This is a genomic window from Nesterenkonia sp. K-15-9-6, assembly GCF_052656005.1.
Map to the genome: position 1 here is coordinate 223,984 of NZ_JBQYEY010000002.1, position 19,210 is coordinate 243,193.

General features: G+C 70.6%; 15 protein-coding genes and 1 pseudogene. 9 read left to right on the forward strand and 7 right to left on the reverse strand.

The window, feature by feature from the left end; all coding sequences use genetic code 11:
• Positions 1-13 precede the first annotated feature (13 nt).
• Entirely contained in the window at positions 14-472 is a 459-nt protein-coding gene (locus tag SD455_RS02250; RefSeq protein ID WP_311025060.1) for a GNAT family N-acetyltransferase, read from the reverse strand.
• Positions 473-559: 87 nt separating this feature from the next.
• Here SD455_RS02250 and SD455_RS02255 point away from each other — a divergent pair, with 87 nt between their 5' ends.
• Genes SD455_RS02255 through SD455_RS02265 form a run of 3 tightly spaced genes read left to right on the forward strand, consistent with a single transcriptional unit; the run spans position 560 to position 3,863 of the window.
• Positions 560-1,078, forward strand: a complete 519-nt coding sequence (locus tag SD455_RS02255; RefSeq protein ID WP_445507110.1) for a MarR family winged helix-turn-helix transcriptional regulator — start codon at positions 560-562, stop codon at positions 1,076-1,078.
• Positions 1,075-1,605, forward strand: a complete 531-nt coding sequence (locus SD455_RS02260; protein ID WP_445507111.1) for a TspO/MBR family protein — start codon at positions 1,075-1,077, stop codon at positions 1,603-1,605. Before SD455_RS02255 ends, SD455_RS02260 begins: the two co-directional genes overlap by 4 nt.
• Positions 1,606-1,655: 50 nt before the next feature.
• On the forward strand, positions 1,656-3,863 hold the full coding sequence (locus tag SD455_RS02265; protein WP_445507112.1) for an MMPL family transporter: 2,208 nt from the start codon (positions 1,656-1,658) through the stop codon (positions 3,861-3,863).
• On the opposite strand, the gene madM is transcribed toward SD455_RS02265, so the two are convergent.
• From madM to SD455_RS02280, 3 genes are all read right to left on the reverse strand, one after another.
• On the reverse strand, positions 3,794-4,555 hold the full coding sequence (gene madM / locus SD455_RS02270; protein ID WP_070159611.1) for a malonate transporter subunit MadM: 762 nt from the start codon (positions 4,553-4,555) through the stop codon (positions 3,794-3,796). The two genes, SD455_RS02265 and madM, sit on opposite strands and share 70 nt — an antisense overlap.
• 1 nt (position 4,556) lies before the next feature.
• Positions 4,557-4,958 carry a malonate transporter subunit MadL gene (gene madL, locus SD455_RS02275; protein ID WP_083277439.1) on the reverse strand — a complete coding sequence of 134 codons (402 nt, stop codon included), beginning with the start codon at positions 4,956-4,958 and terminating at the stop codon, positions 4,557-4,559.
• A gap of 94 nt (positions 4,959-5,052) precedes the next feature.
• On the reverse strand, positions 5,053-7,929 hold the full coding sequence (locus tag SD455_RS02280; RefSeq protein ID WP_445507113.1) for an AMP-binding protein: 2,877 nt from the start codon (positions 7,927-7,929) through the stop codon (positions 5,053-5,055).
• Between the two features lie 129 nt (positions 7,930-8,058).
• Here SD455_RS02280 and SD455_RS02285 point away from each other — a divergent pair, with 129 nt between their 5' ends.
• From SD455_RS02285 to SD455_RS02310, 6 genes are all read left to right on the forward strand, one after another.
• Positions 8,059-8,727 carry a GntR family transcriptional regulator gene (locus tag SD455_RS02285; protein WP_070159632.1) on the forward strand — a complete coding sequence of 223 codons (669 nt, stop codon included), beginning with the start codon at positions 8,059-8,061 and terminating at the stop codon, positions 8,725-8,727.
• A gap of 37 nt (positions 8,728-8,764) precedes the next feature.
• Positions 8,765-10,537 carry an ABC-ATPase domain-containing protein gene (locus SD455_RS02290; RefSeq protein WP_445507114.1) on the forward strand — a complete coding sequence of 591 codons (1,773 nt, stop codon included), beginning with the start codon at positions 8,765-8,767 and terminating at the stop codon, positions 10,535-10,537.
• Positions 10,538-10,682: 145 nt separating this feature from the next.
• On the forward strand, positions 10,683-12,143 hold the full coding sequence (locus tag SD455_RS02295) for a DUF3375 domain-containing protein (RefSeq protein WP_070159074.1): 1,461 nt from the start codon (positions 10,683-10,685) through the stop codon (positions 12,141-12,143).
• Positions 12,140-12,901, forward strand: coding sequence for a DUF4194 domain-containing protein (locus SD455_RS02300; protein ID WP_445507115.1), 762 nt, complete (start codon positions 12,140-12,142; stop codon positions 12,899-12,901). The genes SD455_RS02295 and SD455_RS02300 overlap by 4 nt, the downstream gene beginning before the upstream one ends.
• Positions 12,898-16,281 (forward strand): ATP-binding protein, encoded by a 3,384-nt coding sequence (locus SD455_RS02305; protein WP_445507116.1) that lies wholly within the window; start codon positions 12,898-12,900, stop codon positions 16,279-16,281. Before SD455_RS02300 ends, SD455_RS02305 begins: the two co-directional genes overlap by 4 nt.
• A 28-nt stretch (positions 16,282-16,309) precedes the next feature.
• A complete protein-coding gene (locus SD455_RS02310; RefSeq protein WP_445507117.1) occupies positions 16,310-17,458 on the forward strand; it encodes a Wadjet anti-phage system protein JetD domain-containing protein in 1,149 nt (382 codons plus the stop codon).
• 148 nt (positions 17,459-17,606) lie between these two features.
• On the opposite strand, the gene SD455_RS02315 is transcribed toward SD455_RS02310, so the two are convergent.
• The 3 genes and pseudogenes from SD455_RS02315 to SD455_RS02325 form a co-directional block, all read right to left on the reverse strand.
• A complete protein-coding gene (locus SD455_RS02315) occupies positions 17,607-18,650 on the reverse strand; it encodes an NAD(P)-dependent alcohol dehydrogenase (RefSeq protein ID WP_445507118.1) in 1,044 nt (347 codons plus the stop codon).
• Between the two features lie 113 nt (positions 18,651-18,763).
• Positions 18,764-18,991 (reverse strand): acyl-CoA dehydrogenase family protein, encoded by a 228-nt coding sequence (locus SD455_RS02320; protein WP_445507119.1) that lies wholly within the window; start codon positions 18,989-18,991, stop codon positions 18,764-18,766.
• Positions 18,992-19,007: 16 nt separating this feature from the next.
• A pseudogene (locus SD455_RS02325) lies at positions 19,008-19,124 on the reverse strand (ATP-binding protein); the annotation flags it as partial.
• Positions 19,125-19,210: the final 86 nt, after the last annotated feature.

The following is a 19,210-nucleotide window of genomic DNA, read 5'->3' on the forward strand; positions in this document are numbered from 1 at the left end:
GCCCTGAGCCAACTCACAGCGGCAGCGTCATGAACACGCTGTGCGGATCCTCGGTGTACTCGCCGAAGGGCGGGCACTCGGTGAAGCCATGCCGGGCGTAGAGCCGGCGCGCGGGGGCGAAGTGCCCCTGCGTGCCGGTCTCCAGGCTCAGCCGCCGGAGCCCGTGGCCGCGGGCGTGGCCGATCAGGTGCTCCAGCAGCGCACCGGCCACTCCCCGCCCGCGGGCGACGACGGCGGTGCGCATCGCCTTGATCTCACCATGCCGGGAGTCCAGCCGCTTGAGCGCCCCGCAGCCCAGCAGCTCGCCGTCGTCCTGACGGACGGTCCACAGGGTGACGCCGTCGGCGCGCAGCTGGTCCAGGCCGAGGGCGTGCACGCTCTCCTGAGGTGAGGTCGCGTGCATCTCCTGCAGATGCTCGAGGATCAGCCCCTGAACGTCAGGCGTATGCGGGTCATCAGTGCGGATGTGCATGGCACCAGTGTGTGCGGAGCATGTTTCACCGGCGTTTCGCCCACTCCGCGCTTGACGATTAGCTAGATTATCTAGTCAAATGGATGCGTGAGAGACCAACCGAAGGACTCCGCCGGACACGGCCGGGCGCGACCCGAGGTCCTGCACACCCTGGAGGCGGTGCAGGTGCTCAGCGACTCCATGGACCGCATGCACAACACCCTCAAGGGCCCCCTGGAGATGAACCCGTCAGACGTGGCCGCCCTGCGGATGCTGGTGATCCGCGAGCGTCAGGGGCAGCCGGTCACGCCTCAGGACATCGCCCGCCACCTGCAGATCTCCACGGCCTCGGCCACCGTGCTGGTCGATCGGCTGGTGGACGCCGGCCACGCGCGGCGGCGCCCCCACCCCCGTGACCGGCGCTCGCGTGTCGTGGAGCTCACCGACCTGGCTCGCCGCTCCTTCCAGCACCACTTCGGCGCACGACTGGCCGCCATGCGAGAGGTCATCGACGCTCGCAACGACGAGGAGCTCCAGCTCATCGCTGAGTTCCTCACCGCACTGGCGGACTCGATGGTCGCCCCGCTGCCCGAACCCACCACAGCCTCACCCCAGGAGGACTCATGACGACATACTCCGCGGACGCCACCTCACGCCGGCCAGGCCTGGCCGGCCAGCTCCTCGCGCTGCTGGTGCTCCTCGCCATCCCGGTGGGAGTGGGGTTCCTGGGCAGCGCCCTGACCTCCGAGCAGATCGACGGCTGGTACGCCCAGGCCGACGTCGCCCCATGGAACCCGCCGAACTGGGTCTTCGGACCCGTGTGGACGGTGCTCTACCTGATGATGGGACTCGCAGCCTGGCTGGTGTGGCGGGAACGCACCTCGCCCGGACGCTCCCGCGCCCTGGGCCTCTTCGCAGTCCAGCTGGTGCTCAACGGCCTGTGGACTCCGATCTTCTTCGGCGCATACCCGCTCTGGGGCTCCGCCGCGCTGTGGCTGGCCTTCGCCGTCATCGTGGCCATGATCGCCGCCGTCGTGGCGACCATCCTGGCCTTCCGCCGCGTGCGCGGCCTGGCCTCCATGCTACTGCTGCCGTATCTGGCGTGGATCCTCTACGCGTCCACGCTGAACCTCTCCATCGCGGTCATGAACTGACCCCTCTTCCCTCTCCATCCCGACCTTCCCCACACAGAACAGGGCCTTCGATGCTGCACGCCGCCGATCCCTCTCGCCTCTCCCACCGTTCCCGCTGGGGTCGACGGCTGCTCCTGCCGGTGGTCCTCGTCCTGGCCTGGCTGGCGTGGACCGGCGCCGGCGGCCCCACGTTCGGGGCGATCTCCGAGGTCACCACCGATGACCAGGCCACCTTCCTCCCGGCCGATGCCGAGTCCACCCGAGCCGGTGAGCTCCGGGAGCAGTTCGCCGACTCCGATGCTGTGCCGGCCACGGTCATCGCAGAGCACGACGGCGGCACCTCCGGTTCGCTGGACGAGACCGCGATGGGCGAGGCCGCTGAGCTGGCGTCCACCCTCGAGGGGTTGGACGGGGTGACCGACGTGATCGGGCCGGTGCCTGCCGAGGACTCCGGCGCAGTGCAGCTGATCGTACTGCTGGCCGAGGGCGCTGTCGACGACGGCGCGGTGGACGCGCTGCGCGCCACCGTCGCCGGGGAGCTGGACGAGGCGGCGTGGTCAGCCCATGTCACGGGGCCGGCGGCGCTGTCCACCGATCTCTCCGAGGCCTTCGCCGGCATCGATGGGATGCTCCTGCTGGTGGCGGTGGTCGCGGTGTTCCTGATCCTGATCGTGGTCTACCGCTCGCCGTTCCTCCCGCTGCTGGTGCTGCTCTCCTCGGTGGGCGCGCTGTGCACGGCGATCACCGTGGTCTACCTGATGGCTCGGCTGGAGTGGATCCAGCTCAACGGCCAGGTGCAGGGGATCCTGTCGATCCTGGTGATCGGTGCGGCCACGGACTACTCGCTGCTGCTGGTGGCCCGCTACCGGGAGGAGCTGCTGCGGGCGGCCGACCGGCACGCCGCCCTGTGGACCGCGCTGAAGCGCTCCACTCCACCGATTCTGGCCTCCGGAGGCACGGTGGCCGTCGCGCTGATGTGCCTGCTCGTCTCGGACCTGAACTCCAACCGTGCACTCGGCCCGGTGGCCGCGGCGGGCATCGTCTTCGCCATGCTCGCCACGCTGAGCTTCCTGCCCGCACTGCTGGCGCTGACCGGCCGGCGCGTCTTCTGGCCGCGCGTCCCGCACGCCACCGACTCCCCCACCAGGCACAGCACCGACGACGCCGACCGAACCCCCTCCCGCGGCCTGTGGGCCCGGACGGCCTCGTGGGTCGGAGCCCACCCCCGTCCGATCTGGGTGGTCGTCACCCTGGTGCTCCTGGTGGGCGCGGCCGGCGTGACCCAGCTGCGCGCCGACGGCATCGACCAGTCCGAGGTGGTGCTGGGCGAGACGGACACCAAGGCCGGCCAGACCATGCTGGAGAAGCACTTCGACGCGGGCACCGGTGCCCCCACGGAGATCTTCGTCCCGGCGGTGGAGGCCGATCAGGCCCTCGAGCTGGTCGCCGGCGTCGAGGGAGTGGCCGAGGCGCACCTGGTGGACGCCGACGGCGCTCCCGCCGGGGATCTCACGCAGGCCCGCCAGGTGGACGGGCAGGTGGAGATCTCTGCGACCCTGGACTCAGCCGCCGACTCCTCGGAGGCCGAGTCCGCCGTCGTCGCACTGCGCGACCAGCTGGACGCCCTGGAGGGGGAGGCTTTGGTGGGCGGCACCACCGCCACTCAGCTGGACACCACCACCACGGCTCAGCGGGACCTGATGGTGATCATCCCGATCGTGCTGGTCGCGATCCTGATCATCCTCATGGTGCTGCTGCGCTCCGTGGTGGCGCCGGTGATCCTGGTGGTCGCCACCGTCCTGTCCTATCTGACCGCGCTGGGAGTCTCCGCGCTGGTGTTCAACCACGTCCTCGGCTTCCCCGGCGCGGACCCCACGGTCCCGCTGTTCGGCTTCATGTTCCTGGTGGCCCTCGGCGTGGACTACACCATCTTCCTGATGACCCGGGCCCGGGAGGAGACCCTGCGCGGCGACCCTCGGGAGGGTCTGCTGCATGCCCTGGTCGTCACCGGCGGGGTGATCACCTCGGCCGGGCTGGTGCTCGCGGCGACCTTCGCCGCCCTGGCCGTGCTGCCGCTGATGTTCATGGTGCAGCTGGCCTTCCTGGTCGCCCTCGGCGTACTCATCGACACGTTCGTCGTGCGGACTCTGCTGGTGCCGGCGCTCGGCCTGGAGCTGGGCCGGCGGATGTGGTGGCCCTCCCGGCTGGCTCAGCCGGCGATCGCCCGCAGCGCCACGTACAGCACCGAGGGCCCGAGCAGGCACCCCATGCCGGTGTAGAAAGTGGCGGTCATCGCTCCGTAGGGCACCAGCCGCTTGTCGGTGGCGGCCAGTCCCCCGGCCACCCCAGAGGTGGTGCCCATCAGGCCGCCGTAGGCCATCGCGGACTTGGGGTTGTTGAGCCCGATGAACGGGGCGATCAGCGGAGTGCCGACCATGACCACCACGGCCTTGACCAGCCCGGCGGCCACGGAGAGCGCGATGACGTCCGAGCTGGCCCCCACGGCGGTGCCGGTCACCGGGCCGACGATGTAGGTGGCCGCCCCGGAGCCGATGGTGGCCATGGACTCCGGATCGGTGTAGCCGAAGGCCGCGGCGACGGCGGCCCCGACCGCGAACGAGACGAGCACGCCCAGGATGATGGAGAGCGCCCCGGCCAGCCCGGCGCGCTTGATCTCCTGAAGGTCCACCCCGTAGGCGGTGGAGACGATGGCGAAGTCGCGCAGCATCGCCCCACCCATCAGCCCGAGCCCGCTGAAGATGGCGATGTCGGCCATCCCGGCCTCCCCGCCGGTGACGGAGCCGCCCCAGTAGGCCAGCACCAGCCCCAGCATGATGGCGATCGCACTGCCCTGCAGGCGGCCGCGGGTCAGGGTCTTGGACAGCCAGCCGGAGACCATCATGAGCCCGCCGATGACCACGAAGGCCACCAGGAGGTCGTTGCGTTCGAAGACGGAGACGAGCAGATCCACCTCAGACCTCCTGCTTCTCGGCCTCGGTGAGCGGGGGCAGCGGCTCCGCCTTCTCCCCTACCCGCGCGAGCACCGGCACCAGGGCCGCCCCGGCCGCGAGCGCGCCGAGACCGGCGAGGATGGCCATGGGGCCGCCCGCCAGGGCCTCGACCACGTTCTGCGTGGAGGCCATCGCGATGACGATGGGGATGTACATGGCGGACCAGAACATCACCCCCTGCTCCGAGGCGGGCGGGAACTTCCCCATCCGCCGGAGCTTGTCGGTCACCAGCACGAGCATGATCATCGCGAAGCCGACTCCGCCGACGTTCGCCTCGACGCCGACGACGACGCCGAGCACCTCGCCGACGAGCATGCCGACCAGCATGCACAGCGCGAGTGCGGCCACTCCGTAGAGCACCATGATGTTCTCCTGTCCTGCGGTTCAGTGCTGCTTCTGTCCGGTGCTGCTTCTGTCCGGTGCTGCTTCTGCACCCGGGCGGCCCCTGTCGTCCCGATCAGGCGGGGACGAAGAGGTCCGCGTACTGCTTCCGCAGCTCGGCCTTCTGGACCTTGCCCATGACGTTGCGCGGCAGCGCCTCGACGATCTTCACGGCTCGGGGCTGCTTGAACCGGGCGAGGTCCTCGCGGATCCCGGCCAGGATCTGCTCCGGCTCCAGGGCGGCTCCGGCCTGCGGCACGACGACGGCCACCACGGTCTCCCCGAAGTCCGGGTGCGGCACGCCGATCACGGCGGACTCGGCCACGCCGTCCAGGGCGTCGATGCGCTCCTCGATCTCCTTGGGATAGACGTTGTAGCCCCCGGAGATGACCAGGTCCTTGTCACGGCCGACGATGCACAGGTAGCCGTCCTCGTCGATCCGGCCGAGGTCCCCGGTGATGAAGAATCCGTCGGAGCGGAATTCGGCGGCCGTCTTCTCCGGCATGCGCCAGTAGCCGGCGAACACGTTGGGGCCCTTGACCTCCACCAGGCCGACCTCGCCGTCGGGCAGCTCGGCGCCGCTCTCCCGGTCGGTCACCCGGATCTGCACCCCGGGGAAGGGCTTCCCCACGGTGCCGGGCTTGCGGGCGCCGTCGTAGGGGTTGGTGGTGTTCATGCCGGTCTCGGTCATGCCGTAGCGCTCGAGGATGGCGTGCCCGGTGGCGGCCTCGAAGGCCTCGTGGTCGCTGGCCAGCAGCGGGGCGGAGCCGGAGACGAAGAGTCGCATGGAGGCGCAGGTCTCCGGGGTCAGCCGCTCGGAGGCGAGCAGGCGGGTGTAGAAGGTGGGCACCCCCATCAGCACGGTGGAGGTGGGCATCAGGTCCAGGATGGCCTCGGCGTCGAAGGACGGCAGCCAGTGGAAGGAGGCTCCTGCCACCAGGGTCATGTTGGCGGCGACGAAGAGCCCGTGGATGTGGAAGATCGGCAGCGCGTGGATGAGCCGGTCCTGGTCCGTGTACTGCCAGGCCTCCAGCAGGGCCCGGCAGTTGGAGGCCAGGTTCCCATGGGTCAGCACCGCCCCCTTGGACCGTCCGGTGGTGCCGGAGGTGTAGAGGATCGACGCCGGGGTGTCCGCGGCGGCGGCATAGGACTCCTCCACGGTGGTCTCGGAGGTCAGCAGCGTGCCGTCGCCTGCGGTGCCGAGCGTCTCCACGATGAGCTGATCCCCGCCCCGGGCGGCGTGCTCCTGCTCCCGCTCCGGGGAGCAGACGAGCACGCGCGGCTCGGCGTCGCCGATGAAGTAGTCCATCTCCGTGCCGGTGTAGGCGGTGTTCAGCGGCAGGAAGACTCCGCCGACCCGCAGGGTGGCCAGGTAGAGCGCCAGCGCCTCCGGCGACTTCTGCACCTGCGCGGCGACCCGGTCCCCGGGCTGGACGCCGTCGGCCAGCAGCCGGGCGGCGATCCGCCGCATCGTGTGCTCGGTCTCCGCATACGTCAGGGTGCCGCCGTCGGGCAGGTGGAAGAGCACCTTCTCGGGCTGGCGGGCCGCTTGAGCCTCGAAGGAACGGTGGATCGGGGTGAAGTCGTCGGCCATGGGGGCGGATCCTCTCGGAGTGTCGGGTCGGTCAGGAATGAGCTCGGCCAGCGGGCCGTCGACGGCGACCTCGCGCCGCCGCACGAAGTCCTCGTGGCGTCGCTCGAGCTGCTCGGGCTCATAGCGGTAGGTGATCATCGCCCCGTAGGACTGGGCGCGCGCCGCCGGCGAGCTGTGGGCCGGCCAGTGCAGCTGCCAGGCGGCGGCCCCGTTGCCCAGGTGGAACCGGGCCACCGGGTCCAGCGGCCGACCATCCCCGCGCCGCTCGGCGGTGATGTAACGGGCCAGGACGGGCAGCAGCCGCTCACGCAGGGCGGGCGCGCCGGCACTCTCAGCGTCAGGGTCCGCAGCACGGGGATCATGTGCAGCCAGCTCGATGGCCAGGTGGAGCAGCTCCGGATCGTCCTGGGACTCCAGCCAGCCGCGGAAGCCCGGGATGGGAGACAGCGTGACGAAGCGCCGCAGATGGGGCAGCTGGCGGCTGACCTCGTCGATGACCTGCTTGATCAGGAAGCTGCCGAAGGAGATGCCGGCCAGCCCCTCGAGGGAGTTGTTGATGGAGTACAGGGCGGCGGTGTCGGCCTGGGCGGGGTTCAGCGCGGGACCGGGCTCCAGCAGCGGCCCCATGTGGCGCGGGACGCCCTCCACGAGCGCCACCTCCACGAAGATCAGCGGCACCTCTCCGGTGGCGGGGTGGAAGAACGCGAAGCACCGGCGATCCTTCGGCTGCAGCCGCCGACGCAGGTCCGCACGGCCCTCCATGGGGTGGACCTTCTCGAACCGCAGCAGGTGCTGGTGGAGCTCCTTGGGAGAATCCCAGGTGATCTCCTCCATGCGCAGGAAGCCTCGATTGAACCAGGAGACCAGCAGGTGCCGGAAGTCGTGGTCCACCGGCCGCAGCTCAGGATGCTCCGGCAACAGCCTGCGCAGGTCCGCCCGCATGGCCACCAGCGCGGCGGTCGCATCCGGAGCGTGGTTCATGCGCCGCAGCAGCTGCTGACGGGCCGGCTCGACGACGTCGAACAGACGGGTCAGTGCGGCATCCCGCCGCTGCCCGTCGGCCTGCTCCCAGGCCTGATAGGCGGCGCGGACGGCGTCGTCATCAGCCCCGTGGTCCTGCAACATGTGGGTGAAGAAGGCCAGGCGGCCAGCGTCATCCAGCTGAGCGTAGGCCTGCAGCGCCCGGGCGGCCACCGCCCGCAGCGAGGCCTCCCCGACGTCGCTCATCAGGACCTCGCAGGCGGCCAGGAGCTGGTCCAGCGGGGCGGCCTCCGGCTCCTGCGTCGCCGCGCCCTCCCCGCCCCGGCGACGCAGGGCGCGGAACAGGTCCGCGAGCAGCCATCCGTCCTGACGTCCCATGGCGATCCTCCCTCGACGAGTCGACGTTGTACATCACACGCCGTGATGTATATAACAGGGACTATAGAGCATGAACGTGACCTGCGCCACAGGCTGGCCGGTCGGATACCCTGAACCTCGGAGGTGGCCATGGCTCGGATCCCAGAGTCCCAGCGCGTGCGGGACGCCCTGGAGAACGCGATCGTCGACGGACGGCACCGCCCCGGCGAACGCCTGGACCCGGCGCAGCTGGAGCAGGAGTTCGGCTGTTCCCGGACCCCGGTGCGGGAGGCGCTGCAGGCTCTGGAACGCTCCGGATTGGTGCAGATCCGCCCCAAGCAGGGCACCTATGTGACCGAGCTGAGCATCTCCGAGCTGGCCGAGCGCTTCGAAGTCATGGCGGAGCTGGAGGGCATGGCCGCCCGCCTCTCCGCCCGGCGCATCGAGGCCGACGCGTTGGAGGAGCTCGAACGGGCCGTCTGCGACTGCGAGGACCACGCCATCGCCGGCGACGCCGACGGCTACTACTACGCCAACGCCCGATTCCACGGCATCCTCTACGATTCCTGCGGCAACGAGTACCTGCGCCAGCAGGCCCACGCGCTCAAGCGCGCCCTGCAGCCCTACCGGCGCCTGCAGCTGCGGGTCCCGGACCGGATGCGCCGGTCCCTGGCCGAGCACCGGGCCATCGCCGACGCCGTCCGCGCCGGTCAGGCCGAGGTCGCCGAGGATGCGGCTCGCTCCCATGTGCTGGTCCAGGTCACCGAGTTCAGCCAGCTGGTGCGCACCTGGCGCCATCTCAGCGCCTCCCCGGAATGACCCGACCTCGGATCACCCACCCGCGAAAGGAGCCACGGTGCCCGACCGCAGCGCCCTGGAACGCACGCTGACCGCTCTCGACGGGCGCGGCTACGCCGGCTACAAGCAGCTGCGCGGCGAGCACGAGCTCGCGACCGTCGACGGCGGGACCCGGGTCCGGCTGATCGTCGACCATGTCCAGGTGGACCCGTACGCGCCGCCGTCGTTGCTGCGCGTGCAGGTGGACCGCGCCGACGCGGCTCTGCCGGATGACCTGGTCGACGACGCCCGCGGCCGCACCGCCGCCGCGGACTTCCTCACCCGCCAGCTGGCCGACGCGGCGCGCCGGCTCTCCTCCTCAGCCCCTGGGGACGGGTCGATCAGCATCGGTCGGCCCGGCCAGCAGGTGCTGGAACGCACCAGCGTGGTGATCGGCGAACACACGGTCGAGGCCCGGCTGCATGTGGCGCTGCCCGCCGCGGGACGTCGGATCCGCGGGCGCGCGGCCGCCCGGCTGCTCACCGAGACGCTGCCGCAGATCGTGGCCTCCACGATGCGCCACTCCGCACTCGACGCCGTCGCGCTGCGGCGTCACGTGACCCTGCACCGGGACCAGCAGCACCTGCGCGACGAGCTCTCCGGGGCCGGGCTGGTGGCCTTCGTGGCCGACGGGGCCGTGCTGCCGCGCCGTTCCGGGGACTCGGACCTGCCTCTGGAGGGCTCGGCGGTCACGCCGTTCCGCTCTCCGGAGTCCCTGCGCGTGAGCTTCGATCTGCCCAGCGGGGGCCGGATCACCGGCATGGGCGTCCCCGAAGGGATCACGGTGATCATCGGCGGCGGGTATCACGGGAAGTCCACCCTGCTGCGGGCGATCGAGCGCGGCGTCCATCCGCATGTGGGCGGGGACGGGCGCGAGTGGGTGATCACCCGGCCCGACGCCGTCGCGATCCGCGCCGAGGACGGCCGCGCGGTGACCGGGGTGGACATCTCCCCGTTCATCGGTGAGCTGCCGTCCGGCACCGACACCCGCCGGTTCTCCACCACCAACGCATCCGGCTCCACCTCCCAGGCGGCGTCCCTGGTGGAGGCGGTCCAGGCGCAGGCCGACGTCCTGCTCATCGACGAGGACACCTCGGCGACGAACTTCATGATCCGGGACGAGCGCATGCGCCGGCTCATCCCGGCTGCGCGCGAGCCGATCACCCCGTTCGTGGAGCGCATCCGACCGCTGCACGCTGAGCGCGGGGTCTCCACGATCCTGGTGGCCGGCGGCTCCGGGGCGTTCTTCGACGTCGCCGACCACGTGATCGCCGTCGACTCCTATGTGCCGGCCGACGTGACCGAGCAGGCACAGGCGCTGGCCGAGGAACCGTCAGGAGAAGCTCCTGAGGCGGCCGGCGACGCCCTGTTCTCCGGGTCTGCCCCGCGGATCCCCGAACCCGGCTCCCCGCGGGACGATGACACCGGTGGCGGCGGGCGCGCGAGGGGCCGGGGAGATGCGACGGGGCGGGGACGCCGCCCCAAGCCCGCCCGGGCACGGGGGCGTGCGGTGATCCAGCAGGGTGGTGACGACGTCGACCTCTCCGCGGTCTCCCAACTGGTGGACCCCCTGCAGACGGCGGCCCTGGCCCATGCGCTGGACCGGGCCGCCGAGCTCGCGGACGGGCGCCGCACGATGGCCGAGATCGTGGAGGAGCTGCTGCGCCGGATGGACGCCCAGGGCCTGGACGCTCTGTCTCCGCATCAGGGGCACCCCGGGGCCATGGCCCGGCCACGACGCCATGAGCTGCACGCCGCGCTGAACCGCCACCGGGGCCTGCGGCTGCGCTGAGCCCCAAACCCCCTGATCCAGGAGTCAAAGTCCCGTACATCTCCCGGCGCTGACGCGCGCAACCCCGGCCGAGATGCGCGGGAAAATGACCCCTCACCGGAGCCCCGGGCGCCCGACGTCGGCGGCCCGCCCTACCATGGAACAGATGACTGCACTCCGGGCCGCCCTGACCACACGGCGCCTCGCCGACCACAGCACCGCCTGGGCACTGCTGCGCGCGGCGAACGCCCCGGTGGCCGTCACCGTGCTCGGGGCCCACCTCGCTGACCCGCGCCGGGAGATACCGTCCGCCGTCCTGATCGACGCGGTCGAGGCCGATCTCGACGAACTCCGCGCCCACGGCTTCGACCTGCCGCAGACCGCCCTGCAGTACTGCAAGGCGTGGCTGGAGGCCGGATTCCTCATCCGGCGGCCCACTGAGTCCCGGGAGGAGCTCTACTCCCTCTCGGACGGCGCACTCGCGGCCATCCGCTTCGTCCAGGAGCTCTCCGAGCCGCGCAGCTCCGTCACCGAGTCGCGGCTGACCACCATCGTGGAGCGCATCCGTCAGCTCAGCATCGAGACCGATCCGGATGTGAGCCGGCGCATCGAGATGCTCCGCGCCGAGCGCGACCGACTGGATGAGGAGATCTCTCGCCTCGCGTCCGGGGATGTCGAGATCCTGGAGACGGATCGCGCCGCAGAACAGGCCGGCGACGTCCTCGCCCTGGCCGCGGAGCTCCCGGAGGACTTCGCCCGCCTGCGGGCCTCGCTGGAAGCACTGAACTCCCGCCTGCGCAGGCAGCTCATCGACGAACCGCAGTCCCGCGGCTCCGTCCTGGACGACATCTTCCGGGGTGTGGACCTGCTGCAGGAGTCCGAGGCCGGCCGCTCCTTCGCGGCGTTCTACGCCCTCGTGCTCGACCCGGAACGCACCTCGGCGCTGGACGACGACATCGACGCGCTGCTGGAGCGTCCGTTCGCGCGAAGTCTGACTCCGGAGCAGCGCACGCAGCTGCGTCGGCTGCTGCCCGCCATGCAGGACTCCTCCAGCGAGATCCATCAGGTGATGACCTCGCTGTCCCGCAGCCTGCGGCGTTTCGTCCAGTCGGAAGAGCTGGCCGAGGAACGACAGGTCAACCAGCTGCTGCGTGCGGCCACCTCGGAGGCGCACACGCTCTTCGAGCAGGGCTGCCGCCCGTTCCGCGAGATCGGCTTCGTGCTGAACCTGACACGCGTCCCGGTGTCTTCCGTCTCCGCGCTGACTCTGCACGACCCGCAGGATGCGGCCGTCACGGAGGAGGTCGTCGAGTCCGAGGCTCCTCCGGTGGACGTGGCGGAGCTGCGACGCAGCGTCCGGGAGTCCGAGATCGACACAGCCGAGCTGATCGACGCCGTCAACGCCGTGCTGCGGGACCACGGCCCCTGCACCATCGCTGAGGTATTCTCCCACCGGCCCGCCAGCCAGGGCGTGGCCTCAGTCGTCGGCCTCCTCGACCTCGCTGAACGGCACGCCGTGATGGTCCCTGACCGGCATGAAGAGGTCCGCTGGGAGCCTGCCGACTCCGTGGCGGCTGCTCGCGCCGCCGTGCTGCCCGTCCACCTGTTCAAGGAGCCCCTGCGATGACCGAGACCGAACAGAACGCTCCGCCGGCGACACAGCTGTGGGACGGTGACACGGGCACGCTGCGCGCCGAGTCCCGCCGCGCCCTGGCTGCGCTGATCGCCGGGCCCTACATCTCGGCGGAGCGCCAGTCGCAGAACTGGCGAGCCCTGCTGGCCGACACGGACGCCGTGCGTTCCAGGTTGGCAGACCTGTTCCTCGAGCTGGTGATCGACACCGAGCGCGGGGTCGCGTTCGTGCGCAATGCGGAGGCCGACGACGGCTCCGCGCCCCAGGTGGTGCGCACCCGATCGCTGACGCTGATGGACACCGCGATGCTGCTGCATCTGCGGCGAGAGCTGGTCAGCGCCCCCGCGGGCCAGCGGGTGATCGTCGGCCAGGAGGAGATCTTCGAGCAGCTCTCCGGGTACCGAGCGGCCACGTCCACCGACGCGGCCCTGTTCACCAAGCGCATCCGGTCCTCCTGGAAGACCATGAGGGACCTGGGGATCCTGCAGCGGACCCCAGCGACGGCCACCGAAGGTCGCTACGAAGTCTCACCGGTGCTGCGCCTGATCTTCGGCCCTGAGGAGATCAGCCAGCTCCGCGCGGTCTATGCCCGGATGGCCGAGGGCGGCATGTCTGAGGAGGGTGAGACGCTGGAGGAAGACAGCGACACCGCTGAAGGAACGACTGCTGAAGGGACGACCGCTCCAGACCCGGCGGCCGACGACCTGACGGACAAGGACCTGACGGACGAGAACCCGGAGGACACCCCATGACGCAGCACCCCGGCCAGTGGCGGCTGGAAGAACTCCAGCTGGTCAACTGGGGCACCTTCCACGGCCTGCACAGGATCCACGTTCCGCGGGGAGGGTTCCTGCTGACCGGCCGGTCCGGATCCGGGAAGTCGTCGGTGGTCGATGCCATCACGGCCGTGCTGACTCCCACAGGGAAGGCCAGCTTCAACGCCGCGGCCGCTGACGGCTCCTCCCGCGGCTCGGACCGCAGCAAGCTCACCTACGTCCGGGGAGCGTATGCGCGCGGCGCTGACGAGGACACCGGGGAGGTCACCACACGCTATCTGCGCACCGGAGCCACCTGGAGCGGCATCCTGTTGCGCTATCGGAACGGTCTGGGCAGGACCTGCTCCCTGGTGAAGCTCTTCCATGCGCGCAGGACTGCGGCCCGGCCCGCCGACCTCTCCGAACTGCACGTGCTCGTCCATGAGGAGGTGCAGCTGGGCGACTTCGATCAGTTCATGACCCGCGGCATCTCGGAGCGCGCACTGAAGCAGGCGATGCCCAAGGCCTTCGTCCACAAGCAGCACAGCCGGTTCGCCGCACGGTTCACCCGGGAGCTCGGCATCGGGGGTGAACGTGCGGTGCTGCTGCTGCACAAGACCCAGTCCGCGAAGAACCTCGGCAGCCTGGACGACCTGTTCCGCGGCTTCATGTTGGACGAGCCGGAGACGTTCGCTCTGGCCGACCGAGCGGTGGAGCAGTTCGCCGAACTCTCTGAAGCCCATCATGCGGTCGTGACCGCTCGACGCCAGATCGAGCACCTCACGCCGCTGGAGCAGCAGTCCCGCCGCTACGACGACGCCGAGTCCGAGCTGGCCCAGATCGAACAGCTGAGCCTCTCCCGCGAGCTCTTCACCCGTCGGCGCAAGGTGCAGCTGCTGGAGGAGGCCCGCCATACCGCCGTCGCCGGCGCCGCGGCTGCCGCCGAGGAGCACGCACGGGCCGACTTGGCGCTGGAGTCCGCCGAGGAGCGCCGCCGCAGCGCCCAGGGCGCCCTGGATGCCCGCGGCGGCGCCCAGCTGGAGGCGTTGGCCGCCAAGATCGTTTCCCGTCAGGAGCGGTTGCGGGACACCCAACTCCGTCAGGAGCGGGTGCGGACGCGGCTGGAGGCCGCCGGCCTGCAGTGCCCCCAGAGCCATGCGGAGCTGACCGCCATGCAGGACCTGGCCGGCCGCAGCCTCGCCGAGGACGATGCCACGCAGGACACTGCTGCACAACGGGTCAGCGAGCTCCACGAGGAACGGTCCCGCGCGGTGTTCCGGAAGCAGGAGCTGCAGGATGAGCTCCACGCGATGCGGGGCCGCCGCTCCAACATCGACCGCCGTCTGCTGCGCGCCCGGGAGACGGTGCTGCGCATCACCGACCTGCCGGAGAGCACTCTGCCCTATGCGGCCGAGCTGATGCAGGTCCGGCAGGAGCACTCCGAGTGGACAGGTGCGCTGGAGCGCGTGCTGCGCCCCTTGGCCACCGTCATGCTGGTCCCTGCCGCCCATGAGGACGCGGTCCGAGCCGCCGTCGACGCCGCCCACCTGGGCACGCGCCTCCGCTATCAGGTGGTGCCCGCCGCGGTGGAGCCGCCGCGTCCGGCTGCTGCGCCGTCGTCGCTGCTCCACCGTGTGGAGGTGGCGGAGGGGCGGTTCGCCCCCTGGCTGCACGCGGAGCTCTCCTCCCGCTTCGACTACGCCTGTGTCGACGCTCCGGAGGATCTGGCCGGGGTCACCCGCGGAGTCAGCCGTTCCGGGCAGGTCAAACGTGGCGCCCGCAGCTATGAGAAGGACGACCGCCGGGCGGTGGACGACCGGAGCAGCTGGATCCTCGGCTTCGACAACGAGCAGAAGGTGGAGCACTATCTCGGCCTCCTGCGTGAGGTCGAACAGCAGGTCTCCCGGGCGGAGGACGCCCTGGGCGCCGCCGAACGGGAGCGCTCCAGAGCCCAGCGACGTCGGGAGGCCCTCGAGGAGGTACGCGGACTCCAGTGGGCCGAACTGGACGTCGCCGCCCGCCGTCGCGAACTGCGCCAGGCCGAGCAGGAGCAGGCGACGCTGCTGACCGAGGACGGCGACCTCAAGGCCGCCCAGCACCGGCTGGACCGGGCCGAGCGCGAGATCCGTGACGCACGGGCGGCCTCCCAGTCGGCACTGAAGGCCCATATGCAGGCTCAGGCGCAGCTCGAGGGCATCGATGAGGAGCTGGCCCGGCTCTCCACGGAGCCTCAGCCGGAGATCTCCCCGGAGATCGCCGACCAGCTCGCTCAGGAGTTCGCCCGGGTCCGTTCGGAACGCCGGGTCACCCATCTGAGCATCGATGCTGAGTCGGCGAAGGTCGCCGACGCCCTGAGCCGACGGGGCCGCGACTCTGCCGAAGCGCTGCGACAGGCCGCCTCACAGATCGAGAAGATCGCCTACTCCTTCCGTGTGGAATGGCCCGCGGAGGCCTCCGAGGCGACCGCCGACGTCGGAGGTCGCGGTGAGTATCTTCGGATCCTCGAGCGTCTCCGGGCGGATCGCCTCCCGGACTTCGAACAGCGGTTCTTCGACATGCTGCGTGAGCAGTCCCAGCAGAACGTGGGCCTGCTGGCCGAACGGATCCGCAGCGCACCCCGGGAGGTGAAGAACCGTGTGGCCCCCATCAACGACTCCCTGCGCCGCAGCCCGTTCTCTCCCGGCCGGCACCTCGAGATCCGGGTGGACCCGAGCCGCCCTGCCGTAGCCCAGGACTTCCTGAACGACCTGCAGTCCATCACGGCCGATGTGCTGGCTTTCGAGGACGACCGGGAGGAGGCCGAGCGACGCTTCCAAGTGCTGCATCGGGTGATGACGCAACTGGGCTCCTCCGAGGCCGCGGACCGCAGCTGGCGCACCCAGTGCCTCGACACCCGCCGGCACGTGAAGTTCCTGGGGTTGGAACGGGATGTCGACGGTGTCGTCGTGGACTGGCACGAATCCGGGCAGGGCCGCTCCGGCGGGCAGAAGCAGAAGCTGGTCGTCTTCTGCCTGGCGGCAGCCCTGCGCTACCAGCTGGCCCGGGAGTCCGAAGAGGTGCCCACCTACGGCTCCATCGTCATGGATGAGGCGTTCGACAAGTCCGATGTCACGTTCACCCGCATGGCGCTGGACATCTTCGCCGAGTTCGGGTTCCACATGATCCTGGCGACCCCCTTGAAGATGCTGCAGGTGCTGGAGGACTACGTGGGTGGCGTGGCGCTGGTCACGTGCCAGGAGGGGCAGGACTCCCACGCCACACCCGTCACCTGGGAGGAGGCTCGTCGACACGACGGCGGCATCGACCCGCAGGACGCAGGCAGGGCGCCGGCGACACCGGACACCTCGACCGAGACCCTGTTCGACGTGACCACATGAACGCCTTCCCTGCCCGAGGGGCTTCACAGTGATCGGGGTCGAGGCGACCCGGGAGAAGATGGAGAACCGCTACCGGCGTCGGTTCTCCCAGTGGGCCGTCGGCGGGGAGACGGAGCCCGCAGCTTCGGTGCCCCTGCACCCTCCCACCGAGGCGGTGGTGCTGCAGCGCGGCGACGAGGTGCTGGCCTGGGTGCGAGACTGGCGGGCCGCCGAGCATGGGCTCAGCCGAGGTGCTCAGCTCCACTGGGAGGCCCGCCGCTGGGCAAACGCCGGGGCGAACCGGGTGCCGGTGCGTCTTGAGCTGCCCACCCCCGACGATGTCGCCCACTTCGCGGGGCGCATCGTCCACTGGGCGACCGCGCGGGATCGTGCCGCCGAGCTGCTGGAGCTGCTGGGCGCAGAAGAGTCGAGGGATGCGGTGCGGCGCCGACTGGCCGACGTCGCGGCCCTCGACGAAGAAGAGTACGGCAGGCTCCGGGATGTCTTGACGTGGCTGGTGGCGAACCCGGACGCTGGCCTGTTCCCTCGGCAGATCCCGGTGCGCGGCGTACACAGCAAATGGTTGGAGTCCCACCGGAGGCTCGTGCTGCCCCTGGTGTCCTCCGTGACAGGCCGGGCGGACCTCGGCCTCCGCGGCCTGCCTCAGACCTTGCGGCTCCGTGTGCTGGACCCGGCGTTGGCCCCTGCCGGACTTCGGGACCTCACCGTCCCTGTGGAAGAGCTTGCCCGGTGGCAGGTCGCCCCGCGCCGCGCCATCGTCGTGGAGAATCTGCAGTCCCTGCTGGGACTGCCTGACATGGGCCAGGTGGTCGCTGTTCATAATCCGGGCAGCACCGGCGCGCCCCTGCTGGATCAGCTGCCGTGGCTGCATGCCGCCGACCTGATCTATTGGGGCGACCTCGATGTCGAGGGGTTGCGCATCCTGAGTCGAGTGCGTGGCCGACTCCCGCATACCCGCTCGGTGCTGACCGACCGAGCGACTCTGACGGCGCACCTGGACCTCACCGTCCCGGACCACCGGAACGCGCCGCGGACCCCTCCGGATCACCTCACCGACGTCGAGCGCGACCTCTTCAGCGCGCTCCGCGAATTCGGCGACGTGCGCCTCGAACAGGAACGGATCCCCTGGGAGCGGGCCGTGGACGCGCTGCGGCGGGCGGCGTCCGAGGAGCCCTGAGGGAGCCGCGCGTGCGCCAGCACATCGAGGGGTCAAAGTCCCGTACATCTCCCGGCGCTGACGCGCGCAACCCCGGCCGAGATGCGCGGGAAAATGACCCCTCGATCAGCTCTCAGCCCCCGGGCAGCTCTCAGCCCCCGGGCGACTCTCAGCTCCCGGGCAGCACCACGGCTTTCAGTGACTGCGGATCCCGCCCAGCCAGGGTCAGCGCCTCCTCGGTCTGCTGGAGACCGAAGCGGTGCGTGATGATCGGCCGCACGTCCACCGCCTCCCGGGAGATCAGCTCCAGGGCGGCCGGGTAGCAGTTGGCGTAGCGGAACACCCCGCTGATGGTCAGCTCCCGACCCTGCAGGGCGAAGACCTCCAGAGGCAGGGTCTCGGCCCCCATGCCGATGACGACGGCGCGGCCGGCCCGGGCGAGCGCCCGCACACCCGCGGCGAATGCCGGGGCCGCACCGGAGCATTCGAAGAGCACGTCGTGCTCCCCCGGAATCTCCGCCCCGGGGGCCACGGTCTGGAAGCCGAGGTCGTCGGCCACGGCCAGGCGGTGCTCGCTGAGGTCGGTGAGCGTGACGCTCCGAGCCCCGAACGCCCGGGCAGCCTGGGCGGCGAAGAGCCCCACAGGGCCGGCCCCGGTGATCAGCACCCGGTCGCCGACGCTCACGTCGGCCTTGCGGCACGCCCACACGCCCACAGACACCGGCTCGGCCATGGCAGCCTGCTCCGCGTCGAGATTCTCCGGGGCGAGGTGTGCGAATTCGGCGTCCAGGGTGACGTACCGCGCGATGGAGCCGTCCACCGGCGGGGTCGCGAAGAACTGCACGTCGGGGCACAGGTTGTAGCGGCCGTGCCGACACTGCTCACAGGCTTTGCAGGGGATGCCGGGCTCCAGGGCCACGAGTTCGCCGACGCGGGCAGGGTCGACGTCGGCGCCGACGCCGACCACGCGGCCCGCAGACTCGTGGCCGATGATCATCGGGCTGGTGAGCACGAAGTCACCGATGCGGCCGTGCTCGTAGTAGTGGACGTCGGAGCCGCAGATCCCCACCGCACCGATCTCCACCAGGACCTCATGGGGAGCGGGCTCGGGGACGGCACGGTCTTCGATGCGGACGTCACGGACGGCCCGCAGGACGGCGGCGGGATTCGGCCCGGAGACGACGTCGGCGGGCTGGGCAGGGGCTGTGGTCATGGCGATTTCCGTTCCTCGGGCGGGAGCACAGGCGGCGCGCCCCACAGCGAGGTGCGCAGGCAGGTGCCCCCTATCCTACGCTCCTTTGCGGAGCACGAAAAGACTAATTGTCGTCATCCCAGCAGATCGGAGGCCACCGTCTCCCGCAGGACCTCTGGGCTGCCGAAGATGGTCATCAGCCCCACTGCCAGATGCGCCTGCGCCACCGAATACTCCAGGATGTAGCCGTAGCCGCCGTGCAGCTGCAGGCAGGCTGAGTATCCGCTATCTTGGGGACCACCCGATCGCGCCTTCGGGGGCCAGTGGCCGCTGCCGCAGCGGCCACTGGCCCCCACCAGCATCAGGCCACCAGGTCATCGCGGTGTGCTCTCGCATGTTCTGGGAGACGGCGTCGATCCAGATGGTGTTGCATACGATGCGGTCCATGATCGCATGGGCGTGGACGGATCCACCGAGCCGCGCGTGCCAGTCCTTTCCTTTTTCGGCTCATCGCAGATGAAGGTGTAGCAGGGGTCTGAATCCTCCGGTGTCCAGCAGCGCTCGGGTGATGTAGTTGGCCA